Genomic DNA, 11,942 nt, shown 5'->3' with positions numbered 1-11,942 from the left:
CCCTCCTTCACATCACAAAAAGTCTGCTAACCGCTGACCTGAATCGAGTTGCCACACAAGCCACGCATTGCGGTATTTCCCAGCTCCAACAGCGTCGGCAGCTTCTTGAGCTGTCGCGTATTCGGTGCCGTCCTCGCCACGCAGGAAGCCCGACTCAGTCAGTGTCATCTGAACATCGATTCCGCGACGCCGCGAGTACCAACGAACCGTTGTTGGAGCATTGACTTGAGCCGCGATTCGGATCAGGGTCTCATGCCCATTTTGCTCGCTGGGAACGGATGCCTTTTCTTGCGAACGATGAGGGTGACTCCATCCGTGAGGGTGTTCGTATGCAGCACGAGCGACAGCTGCCTCAGCTTCACGCGCAGATGCACCTTCGTCAAAGATCTGGTGTTCGTTTGCCTCCGGCGCAGCATCATCCCAGAGGCGTTGTTCTGGACGACGTGCAGCCCGACGAGCTTCCTCATACATTAAAGCTTCAAGTTGAGGGCCTGCTGGGGTCTCCTCAATATGCCCCAAATGATCGTCACCCATTACCGAATCTGTATTACCTTTACCAGCATGAGCGGACAAGACTGTGTCCGCATCCGGCTTATTGACTTCGAGAGGCTGAAGAGCTTCAAAACCGCCCTCAGAAAGTTCAGCCAACATGATGGCGGTATCGGTCCGCACACTTGAAGCATCGTCCGAGGTGTACTCGGCCATTTCTTGAGGATCCATATGAGGAACAGACTTCGTAGTCTCTTTCTCCATTGCCACCAAGACGGGATTTTCTTCTTCGGACACAGGTTTCTCCTTCACAGGAGGGGTGTACCTCGGAGGCCGCGGAACATCAGCAGAATTCCAGCCAGTAATATGCCATGGATTTTCCTCCGATTCTTGTGGAGCGGCAGCTTCGACTTCCACAACTGTTCGCGCCGTGGTAAGAATTCCGGGAATTTCGCGAACGATCTTTGCTAGTTCAACCAGTACACCGTTTGCGCCATCGTGAAGAACAATCCGGTTCGCTTCAACACCTTGACCGCCGAGAGCAACTAATGGAGCGAGAACATCCTGCGCAATTTCGCTAGCAAAGAGGAACAAGCGTGGGCCACCGCGCGTCACCGGAGTAGTGGTGTCGATAAAATTCTGGAACTCGCTGGTGAAGTTATGTTCGCCTCCAAAGAGAGCCGCCAGGCGTGCGCGGCTCAAATCAGCGTGGCGACCTGCACGTGCCAGAGAGGAAAGAAGACCGGCGGCATCTAAAAATTTATGAACTTCGATAGTCACAACTTGACCCGAAGGATCCAGAGCAATCAACGATTCTTGGGAACCACCACGGACATCGGAACTGACCCAGCCCACTTCAAACAGGGGGTGATCAAGAAGGGCCACTGCCTCAGTCGATACTGCAGCAAGAAGTTGAGCGGTTTGTTCTGCACTCAGTTGCGGATGCGACGGAGCTGCCACTAGCCGTCCATTCTCAAGTGCAAATACAGCCACCGTGCCACCCTTTCATTGCGCTAGCACTTACTAGCATTACCCGTACCCATTGCCAACAATAGCGCTATTTAGTGCCACTTTCGAGCCACCATATGTGCAAATTTTCCCACCGTGAGCGTACACCGCCCACACCTGCGGAAAAGTCCAACTGGAGTCGTTCTTCACTATGCAAAAGTGCGCCGACGCTGGCAACAGTGGACACGTCGTTTTGGAGGGGTTCATTTCACGCGTCTTCCTGTGCGCTGATCTTGCACGCAGAGACATGGTGCGCGCCTCGAAAACAAGCATTTTTGACCGCACAGAATCACGGTTTCCATCACAGTTGCTGACCGCATTGGCACGATCACCTTAGGGTGCGCCCGGTTCTCAATTTTCTCAAGGTGTCGTTATATGAGGTGTCGTTATATGAGGTGTCGTTATATGACTGGGCGGCGGGAAACCCCGCCGCCCAGTTTCGGTTCATCACTGACAAAATATCAGCTCAGTCCAGGATCACGCAGTCGCGTAACCTTCGCCCTGATTATCAGCGATCTCCGACTCGTTATGAACCTCTGCGCGTGCGGCCTCAAGGCGAGCAATCGGTACACGGAATGGAGAGCATGACACGTAGGAGATACCTGCCGCCTGGAAGAAGTGGATCGACATCGGATCACCACCGTGCTCCCCACAAACACCCATCTTCATCCCCGGCTTCGTTGACCGTCCACGTTCAACACCCATCTGAACCATCGCGCCAACGCCCTTCTGATCAATGGTCTCAAAGGGTGAAATGCCGAAGATTCCCTCGTCGAAGTACTCTTTGAAGAAGGCACCTTCGACATCGTCACGAGAGAATCCCCATGTGGTTTGAGTCAGGTCATTCGTTCCGAAGGAGAAGAAATCCGACTCTGCAGCGATACGATCGGCCGTGACCGCCGCACGCGGAAGTTCAATCATGTTGCCGATCGGGATGTTGAGTTCGACGCCTTGCTCTTGCGCAACCTGACGTACCACTGCCTCCGAGCGATCCCGCACGATCTGCATTTCACGCACTGAGCCGATGAGAGGAACCATCACCTCAGAACGAGGGTCCTTCCCTTCCTTAATGAGCGCAGCGGTTGCCTCAGCAACTGCGCGAACTTGCATCTCGAACAGGCCGTGCATCTTCAGTCCGAGGCGCACGCCACGCAGCCCCAACATCGGGTTCTGCTCGTGATTTGTCTCAATTGCCGCCATCATCTGGCGTTCACTGTCAGTCACCTCTTCACCCCGAGCTGTCTTGACAGCAAGTTTGACCTTCGCTTCCGTCAGGTCTTGGAGGAACTCGTGCAGCGGCGGATCAATCAGGCGGACAGTCACGGGTAGGCCATTCATTGCCAGGAAGATCCCCTTGAAGTCCTCCCGCTGGAGCGGGAGAAGCTCATTGAAGACAGCCTCGCGCTCTTCTTGGTTCTTTGCCAAAACCAGGCGTTCGATAAGGACGCGTCGATCTCCCAAGAACATATGTTCAGTGCGGGTCAGGCCAATTCCGGTAGCACCGAAATCGCGAGCGCGTTGAGCATCTTCAGGAGTATCGGCATTCGCACGAACCTTCATCGTGGCCGTCTTATCAGCATGTGTCAGAATATGGTGGACAGCAGTGACCAGTTCTTTCGTATCCTGATCTTCCGACGCCGCCAAACCAGCATCCAGTCCGTGGGCGATGTATGTGGTTACCGGAGAATCTGATACCGGCACTGCCCCTTGGAAAATCTCACCGGTAGTACCGTCGATCGAAATGACATCACCAACCTTGAGTTCGAGACCCGAGGACTTGATAGTCAATGTCCCTTCTGTCTCGTTCACCAGGAGATCTTCAGCGCCGACCACTGCAGTTCGCCCCATGCCACGTGCCACAACAGCTGCGTGTGAGGTCTTACCACCGCGGGCTGTCAGGACGCCCGAAGACACAACCATACCCTGCAGATCGTCGGGGTTTGTTTCGCGACGAACGAGGATGACGGATGCGCCAGCTTCCGTCCTTTCGACGGCGGTAGCGTTATCCATCACGATCTCGCCCACTGCGGCACCTGGCGACGCAGGCATACCTGTCGAGACCGGCGTCGGCGCCGCCGAGCGGTCAAACTGCGGGAAGAGCAACGACGTTAACTGAGCGCCAGTGACTCGGGTTAAAGCTTCATCACGGGTGATGAGTTTCTCGCTCACCAGCTGATCAGCAATACGGAAAGCGGCTCCTGCCGTGCGCTTGCCGACGCGAGTTTGGAGCATCCACAGCTTGCCGCGCTCAACAGTGAACTCGATATCGCACAGGTCGCGATAGTGAGTTTCGAGGGTCTTCATGATCGAGATGAGCTTGTCATATGCTGCACGATCGATCTTTGCCAGATCCGCAAGTGAGAGCGTGTTACGAATACCGGCAACCACGTCTTCACCCTGAGCATTTTCGAGGTAGTCACCGTATGTTCCCGATTGACCCGTCGATGGGTCACGGGTGAAAGCCACGCCAGTTCCCGAGCCATCACCCATATTCCCAAATACCATGGTTTGAACGTTCACAGCAGTACCGAGATCGTGAGGGATGTGCTCACGACGGCGGTAGATCTGCGCACGTTCCGTGTTCCAGGATCGGAACACTGCCTCAATGGCGAGATCAAGCTGCTTGCGCGGCTTTTGCGGGAAGTCTTCGCCAGTGGCATTGCGGAAGATCTCCTTGTACTGAGCCACAAGTTCTTTCAGATCCTCGGTAGTCATATCGAGATCGCCACTGTATCCCTTACGCTCTTGCAAACCGTGAAGCGCATTTGAGAAGAGATCGCCATCGACGTCCATGACGGTCTTACCGAACATCTGAATCAAGCGGCGGTAGGAATCCCACGCGAAACGCTCATTGCCTGACTGCTGAGCCAGACCCACCACAGAGTCATCATTGAGGCCGATGTTCAGCACTGTTTCCATCATTCCCGGCATGGAGAACTTCGCCCCAGAACGCACTGAGACAAGGAGCGGATTTTCACTATCACCAAGGTCCTTGTGCATCGCCTGCTCGACATCACGAATCGCCTTCGTCACTTCAACGCTGAGCGAATCTGGCACCTCGCCGTCGGTGAGATAGGTGCGGCACGCCTGCGTCGTAATCGTGAATCCAGGAGGCACTGGCATCCCCAGCTTAGTCATCTCAGCAAGGTTGGCGCCCTTACCGCCGAGGAGATCCTTCATGTCCTTGTCGCCTTCGGCGAACGCGTATACGTACTTCGTCATATGATTCCCTCCGTTGGGAGCGGCCCTGCTACGCTCGGGGCCACATCGACTTCAAAGATTCGTCGTTGAATCCACGCCCAAGTCTAACACTTGTGACGCACCCCACGCACCCGACGTCGGGGCTTGAGTCCCAGACAGTCACGAAGCAACAACCCACGAGCTTTCGCACTGGGTGGCAGCCAGAGGAATCTCACCGCAACAATCTCCGATAGGATCGAGTGATGAGCTTCCTCCTTGCAATTATCTATGCCACTTTCATCTCACTCGGACTCCCCGATCAAGTTTTTGGCTCAGGATGGCCGGTCATCGGGCCAGCGCTGGGGGCAAACAGCGAATCAGCAGGCGTCGTTTCGATGATGGCCACTTTCGGCACCATCATCTCGGCAATGACCAGTTCGCGATTACTCAGACGATTTGGAACGTTTCAAGTTTCGGCAGTGTCGATCGCTCTCACTGCCTTTTCGCTCTTGGGATACGCTGTAGCCCCGAATTTTCTTTGGATACTCGCGCTCACTATCCCCCTGGGCCTGGGTGGAGGTGCGATCGACTCAGCGATGAATTCCTTCGCCGCCCTTCATTTTTCTTCGTCACATATGAATTTTCTTCACGCGTGCTGGGGCATCGGGGCATCGGCCGGACCACTCATCATGGGTTTCTTCTTGAACATCGGAGCCTGGCGCGGAGCATACGTGGTTCTGTCACTGATCCAGCTCGCCTTGCTCGGGCTTTTCGTCCTGTCGCGGCGAGTCTGGGAATCAGCGCCGTCGGCTCCGACGCAGGCAGACCACGAAGAGGAAAGCGAAACGTCACTATCAGAGCACCGACGACGCGGCCCGCTCGTCCCAGCGCTCCTCGCATTTTTTGTGTACTCGGCTGTCGAAGTCGGGGCAGGTTTATGGGGCGCCAGCTACCTCGTTCGCCGCTTTGCAACAGATCCGAGTGTTGCCGCAGCCTGGATTGGAGCCATGTTCATCGCACTGACCATTGGACGCGTGGGGGCTGGCATCAGTACGAAATGGATCTCGAATCGTACCCTGATGAGAGTGGGCTTTCTCGTAGCAACTTGCGGAGCAGTAGCGATGCTCGGCAGATCTGAACTTGGTGCTGCACTCGGTTTGGTGCTGATTGGTCTGGGATATGCGCCGATTTATCCCACGATGGCGAAAGAAACGTCAACACGCTTCGGTGCGATTCAGACTCCTCGAGTGATGGGTCTGCAGATTGCTGCTGCATATATCGGCCAAACCTTCATCCCTCCGTTGATTGGAGTGGCGCTTGTACGAATTTCTCCACTCGCACTTCCATTGGCCATTCTTGCGGGGATCGTGATTGCTAGTGGAGCCACCGAGGTCATCAACCGTCAGCAGAATCATTGCGCAGGACGTTAACTTTGTGGCAGTCCCAGCATGATGAGCAGTGAGATCAGGTCATCATGACTGCGAACCACTCCTGCACGCACATTCACGAGAGCAACCGCGATCGCCATCATTGCCAGGATCACAAGTGCTACTGCGCCGATATCCCATACGAGCAGGCGTATGAGACGTGAAGATATGGCTGAGTTCTCCCGTGTTCTTCTCCACAGCCACGCACGAGCAACGAATGCGGCGCACGCAAGAGCGATAATAATTCCAAGCCCGGTATACACCTTCCCCATCCCTGCGGGGGCAGATGCCGATGTCATGAGCCGCGGGACGTGGCGGACATCGGTGCGTATCTTTCCAGCCTGCACCTTTCCCAGCCATGTCAGAGATGAACCAAGATAGTGTTTCCACTGTGCCCAGCTGTGCTTTCCTCCAGGAACATACTCAGTCGTCACCACTCCCGCATGTCCACGCACTGAGTCGAGATTGTGAATCAACTTTCGCGCTCCAGCGTCGAGGCTCGCATCACCGGCGACAGCGTAAAGGTTGAGCGTCGGCGCCCATTTGAGCATGTGAGAGATCGTAAATTTTGACTGCACTTTCGCGCTTGTTCGCAAGAGTCCGCCCATTTCAGGCGCGTCAGAACCAGAGAGAGAAATCGCGTTTTCGAAGGTATCACGCGCCATGACGGCCAGCACTGGCGCCGTATATCCACCAGCAGAGATACCGGAAAGCGTCCACATCTTCGCGTCATGACTGACAGGGAAGTTTGCTGCGATCATTCCCGGAATATCGCGAGCCGCCCATGTGCCAACTTTCGGGCGCCCCGGCAGATCCACTCCGTCAGGCTGGAGAGTATCAACCCACAGCAACGGAATCACAAACACGCTCGGACGGAGCTTGCCAGAGCGGATCGCTGCGTCCATCTGACGAGCCAAGCCAAGAGCCTGCGGAATCGCAGCAATTTTTCCAGGGTAGCCGTGAAGAAATTCCACCACGCCCAGGTCCTTGCTGCCCTGCCAACCCTCGGGAGCCCAGATAATGACATCGTTGCGGATCTTCGACTGCGGCCCAGTAAAAGTCGTCTGATAGTAATGTCCAGGTACACCCTTCCCTTCGGGATGGAACTCGGTGAGTGTGACTTGATAGCGCGCATCACCTTTCCCCTCCCAGACAGCCTTCTCACGGGGAGGTATCTGGGCAACGGCTTTGACACCCTCACTTTCAGATTTTCCGAAAGCCAGATGGGCTACGGCAGGCCATGTTTTCGCAAACTGAGACACTCGATTCATCTGGATTCCCATTGCTCCCAGTCCCACCACAGCAGCAAGGACGGCAGCGACAACCGCCCGCCCGATGCGTCCGCGACGGAGGAAACGCGTCGCAATAACAAACGCGAGAACCCCCAACGTCACAAAAAGGACGAGGAGGAAAAATGATCGAGGACTCAAGTTCATGGATTAATACTGAACCCTGCGCAGGTAATTTCGCCTCCTGCTCACGTCGGATTGTGTTCCCACCGTCGTCACCATTTCCACCCGAGTTGGCGCATAAACGTCACGATATTGTTGATATGGCGCAGATTTGCAAACTTTCTGTCAACAATGGCCACAGCCGCGACACAGGCACTCACTGTGGTAAGACCCACACCCATAGCCCGGGCGAGTTTTTTACCGACGTCGGTACCACGCAGTGATGTCACGGGTACCACAACGCCATCGCCACCGCCTGACGTTTTTATCGTCGCAACTCCAGCCACTGCCGCAAGCCCGATCCCCACGTACACTCCCGCAAGAGCGAAACTCGGACGGCCGTGGGCATCAAGAAGATCCGGAGGAACGTTGAGAGAAACTGGCCGAGCTCCTGCCAAAACCTCACCAAACCATGAAATACATTGGGGAAATATGTCGCCCCAGCTTGCCCACGAATGCGACGCATACGGGTCATGAAGAACAACAGTGGAACCTGTGCGTTTGTTGGACAGAGCGAGTTTCGCCAGACCACCTACTGCCTGTCCCCCAAAATATTCGTTGCCTGCCGCATATGCCCACACGTTAAGCTCCGGCCGCTTTGCTACCAATGATGTTAGTGAGAATCGCTGGGCAAGCTCACCGCCCGCCCGTGCAATCCCTCCAAGTTCTGCCCGATCAGCTCCGGAGAAACTCATGATGCTTGCGAAAGTATCGCCAAGGAGTGCTCCCAGCACTGGGCCGCTGAATCCTCCAGCGCTCATACCGCCAATCGCCCAACTCTTCGCATCAGTGCTGACGGGAAAGTTCGCCACAAGCATGGCAGGGATATCGCGGCCAACCCAGGTGGCAACTTTCGGACGTCCCGGAAGATCGAAGGTATCAGGTTCATGAGAGTCGACTGCGACATGGGCGATCACGACCATCGTCGGAGGCAGCTCGCCGGCATTAATCGCACGCGTCAGCACGGCGTCAAGATGAAGTTGGTTCGGCATCAGACCAGGCGCTCCCGGAAAAGAGGGAAGGAGCTCAATCACGGCCAATTCTTTTTCCTCGCGCCACGTACGGGGTGCCCACATAAGGATCGGCAAAGATATTCCCGACGCCGGGCCGGTCCAGTTCACGCGGTAAAAGTATCCACTGGCCTGGCCAGCACCAGGCGCAGAGATTTCCTCCAACCGTACGCGGTATCGGGAATCATCTTTCCCCTGCCAGACGTCAGGCTTCGGTGGCAGGGGAAGCGGATACGGCTCAGGCGAAGGAGTAAACATCGCCCGCAAAACATCACGCCACGCCTGCACGTGATCAGTCACCCGGTTGTGTTGGATTCCGACCATGCCCGCCAGTGCGGCGCCAGCGGAGAAGGAACCCACCACTGCTCGCCCTGGGGACGTTGTACGTAACGCACATACTGCGCTGCTGGCCGAGATGAGGCCAAGAAGTCTGAGCGTCGATTTTCCTTCTGGCCCGAACATCGTCATCTCTTCACCCTTTCACCCTTTCACCACGAACACTCGAAGCGATTTACCTCACAGCATGATTTTTTATTGAAATATCAATATTTATCCACATGACACGCACTGACAATAGAATTTAGCGAATTGTCTACTTGCTTTTTAGTTCAATATTCAATATTGTCTTTCTCAGTGGATCCACCCGGATCTCCGACCGCAAGGGACATCACCTTCGGTTCGTCATCCACAAAGTTTTTAAAGGATCAAAATGGCAGATTTCACTGAGCTCAACGGCACCTGGACCATCGACGCAGCACACTCGCGCCTCGGCTTCACAGCACGCCACGCAATGATTTCGAAGGTTCGCGGCGAATTTTCTGACAAGGAAGGCACCATCACCATCGACGGCGCCCACCCCGACAACTCGTCAGTGAAGGTCGTTGCAAAAACCGCTTCTTTCACCACCGAGAACGAAATGCGCGACAAGCATGTCCGTTCAAATGACTTCCTCGGCGTTGATGACTACCCGGAGATGTCCTTCGAATCCACCAAGGTCAAGGTAGAAGAAGGCACCGTCACGGTAACCGGCAACCTCACCATCAAGGCCACCACAAAGGAAGTTGAAGTCGAACTCGACTGGGCCGGCCCAGTCAAGGATCCCATGGGCTTCGAGCGCATCGGCTTCGAAGGTTCCTTAGTGATCAACCGCCAAGATTACGGCGTGTCGTTCTCCGCGCCAATGGAGACCGGCGGCATCCTCGTCGCTGATAAGATCACCGTCAACCTTGATATCGAGGCTACTCGCGCCTGATTGGGCGATCTCCTGACTCAAAAGTGAAGTGTGGGTTCTTTAAAACCCACACTTCACTTTTTACCCGTCGTAGGGAAGACCAAGCTGCACAAGCAGCCCAAGAATATCTTCTTCGCTACGCAGCCACTGCCCCCACAAATTCAGTGCGAGGACAGCCCACACAAACACCGTGAGGGTCATGAACACTACAGCCACGACATCCCAGACCATCAGGCGAGCAACAATCGCACCGAATCTGCGCGCCGACGTCGGCGATGGGCTTCCCCCTGAACGAGGGTATGCATTGGCGGAACGCTGTACAATGCTCCGACGTCGCCAAAACCATACTCGCCACACAAAATACGCTAGAGCCAAAACACTCACTATGCTCGTAACACTCACAATGCCATGCATGTTCTTTTCGACGTCAGCAGATGCGGCTGCAGGTGATTCTTTCACCGATGCATCAATAGTAGATTCGGCCTGGTGCCGTTGAACATTTCCGATCCACTCAACCATGCCTGCGAATGCATGTTTCCACGTCACCCAGCCATGTCCGCGTCCTGTATCACGCACAAGAGTCGTAACTCCTGGCCGCTTGCCAAGGTGTGAGAGTTGGGCAAGGAGCTTATTTGACTTCGGTTCATTTCCACCTGAGTAGGCGTAGACGTTCATCTTCGGGGCTTTAGGCAAAAGACTCGTGAGAGACACGCGAGCCACTTGCGACGGCTCTACCTTCGCAAGTGGGCCATATTCTGGAGTATTTGTCCCTGAAAGGCTGACCGCGGAGCCGAAAGTATCGCGCGCCAATACCGCAAGGGCCGGAGCTGTGTAGCCACCTTCAGATACTCCAGCAAGCGTCCACATTTCTTTCTTCCGCGAAACAGGGAAAGTATGAGCAATCATTGCCGGCACATCACGCGCTGCCCACGTACCAACCTTCGGCTCGCCCGGAACATCGAGCGCTCGCGTCTCAGCGCCGTCGGGACGCAGATACGGCAAGACAATCACACTGGGATGGATCTTGTTGCGAGACATCAGTTCGCTCATTTGGTGATCGAATTTCATCGCAGCTGGCACCCCTTTGATCCCACCAGGATAGCCATGAAGCATTTCAATCACACCAAGGTTTTCCATTGTGCGCCAACCTTTTGGAGCCCACACAATAATCTCCATTGTGAGTTGTGATTGAGGGCCTTTCCATGTGGTGGTGAAGTAGTCACCTTTCGTATTGGCTCCTTCAGGATGGAATTGCTTCAGACGAGCCTGATATGCCGGGTTGGGTGCTTTTCCCCACCCCTTGGCGAGCTTTGGCTCAATCCATCCCTCCCCCGTATCCGAGATAACACCTTCCGCGCTTTCCTCTTTCTTTGTGAGCGGCGGAGTAGTCGGTCCGACGAGGGGCTTGGGCCAGATCGTGGCATACACACCACCCCACGTCAGTGGCCCTTGTGTGACACGGTTCTTTTGGATCGCAGCCGAGCTGAGTAATAAGACAACGGAGAGTATCATCGACGCGATTGCACGGAAAGGATGATCCCTTCGCAACAGTCGCACGGCATAAACGATGAAAACGATGCCGAAAATCAACGACAGCGCGAGTAACATCGCTGAACGAGGAGAAAAATTCATGTGCCCATTGTCCGCCCTGGATCCCCTCATTCAACTCATATCGAGCCGAATATTCGGTCACAGTTTCCTAACAATGAAGCGATAACTCAAAAATCATCAACATTTGTCGATATCTTTCCCCGTAGACCACCCATAAAGTTGAAGTGTCACCTCGACATCGTCACTTTATCGAGGACAAATGAGCACACTCACCACACGCTTGATTATCGCCAGCTTGTCAGTATCCATCGGGCTGTCGACCGTAGGAACCGCACAGGCTGCCCCGCTACCGAATATCGCAACTCCGAGTAACCACTACTCTGATTAACAACATTGACGCCTCGGACGATGTTTCCGATGCTGAGCGAGCACTGTATCTCGATCAGATTGCCGCCGATTTTGAAGAAAATGGATGGAACGAAGCGTATTGACAACTCGCTAACGAAGGAACTGCAGATATCAATAATTCGTTAGGGTGCTTCGGCAAAATCAACATCTACCAGGCGACTGGCATAAGATCTTTCACGAATTGTGT

The 11,942-nt window shown here is 54.8% G+C and carries 8 protein-coding genes; 3 read left to right on the top strand and 5 right to left on the bottom strand.

Annotated features, from left to right (window positions below; translation table 11 throughout):
* Nucleotides 1-12: 12 nt before the first annotated feature.
* Both ACTOVJ_RS02490 and ppdK read right to left on the bottom strand, forming a co-directional pair.
* Nucleotides 13-1,482 (bottom strand): hypothetical protein, encoded by a 1,470-nt coding sequence (locus ACTOVJ_RS02490; RefSeq protein WP_449504032.1) that lies wholly within the window; start codon nt 1,480-1,482, stop codon nt 13-15.
* 492 nt (nt 1,483-1,974) lie between these two features.
* Complete coding sequence (ppdK, locus tag ACTOVJ_RS02485) at nt 1,975-4,719, bottom strand: pyruvate, phosphate dikinase (protein ID WP_449504034.1); 2,745 nt, start codon at nt 4,717-4,719, stop codon at nt 1,975-1,977.
* A gap of 221 nt (nt 4,720-4,940) precedes the next feature.
* On the opposite strand from ppdK, the gene ACTOVJ_RS02480 reads away from it, so the two are divergent.
* Nucleotides 4,941-6,107 carry an MFS transporter gene (locus ACTOVJ_RS02480; RefSeq protein ID WP_449504035.1) on the top strand — a complete coding sequence of 389 codons (1,167 nt, stop codon included), beginning with the start codon at nt 4,941-4,943 and terminating at the stop codon, nt 6,105-6,107.
* Here ACTOVJ_RS02480 and ACTOVJ_RS02475 read toward each other — a convergent pair.
* Both ACTOVJ_RS02475 and ACTOVJ_RS02470 read right to left on the bottom strand, forming a co-directional pair.
* A complete protein-coding gene (locus tag ACTOVJ_RS02475; RefSeq protein WP_449504036.1) occupies nt 6,104-7,540 on the bottom strand; it encodes an alpha/beta hydrolase in 1,437 nt (478 codons plus the stop codon). The genes ACTOVJ_RS02480 and ACTOVJ_RS02475 overlap by 4 nt on opposite strands.
* Before the next feature lie 68 nt (nt 7,541-7,608).
* Nucleotides 7,609-9,033, bottom strand: coding sequence for an alpha/beta hydrolase (locus ACTOVJ_RS02470; protein WP_449504037.1), 1,425 nt, complete (start codon nt 9,031-9,033; stop codon nt 7,609-7,611).
* 241 nt (nt 9,034-9,274) lie between these two features.
* On the opposite strand from ACTOVJ_RS02470, the gene ACTOVJ_RS02465 reads away from it, so the two are divergent.
* A complete protein-coding gene (locus tag ACTOVJ_RS02465) occupies nt 9,275-9,817 on the top strand; it encodes a YceI family protein (RefSeq protein WP_449504620.1) in 543 nt (180 codons plus the stop codon).
* Nucleotides 9,818-9,877: 60 nt separating this feature from the next.
* Here ACTOVJ_RS02465 and ACTOVJ_RS02460 read toward each other — a convergent pair whose 3' ends face one another.
* Nucleotides 9,878-11,428 carry an alpha/beta hydrolase gene (locus tag ACTOVJ_RS02460; RefSeq protein ID WP_449504038.1) on the bottom strand — a complete coding sequence of 517 codons (1,551 nt, stop codon included), beginning with the start codon at nt 11,426-11,428 and terminating at the stop codon, nt 9,878-9,880.
* Nucleotides 11,429-11,606: 178 nt separating this feature from the next.
* Here ACTOVJ_RS02460 and ACTOVJ_RS02455 point away from each other — a divergent pair, with 178 nt between their 5' ends.
* Nucleotides 11,607-11,735: a hypothetical protein gene (locus ACTOVJ_RS02455; RefSeq protein WP_449501781.1), complete on the top strand. Its 129-nt coding sequence runs from the start codon at nt 11,607-11,609 to the stop codon at nt 11,733-11,735.
* The last annotated feature ends 207 nt before the right edge of the window (nt 11,736-11,942 follow it).

Source organism: Arcanobacterium sp. (ex Cirak et al. 2026) (genome assembly GCF_053585065.1).
The sequence above is the reverse complement of the archived record's forward strand: the minus strand, read 5'-3'. Positions and strand labels throughout refer to the sequence as shown.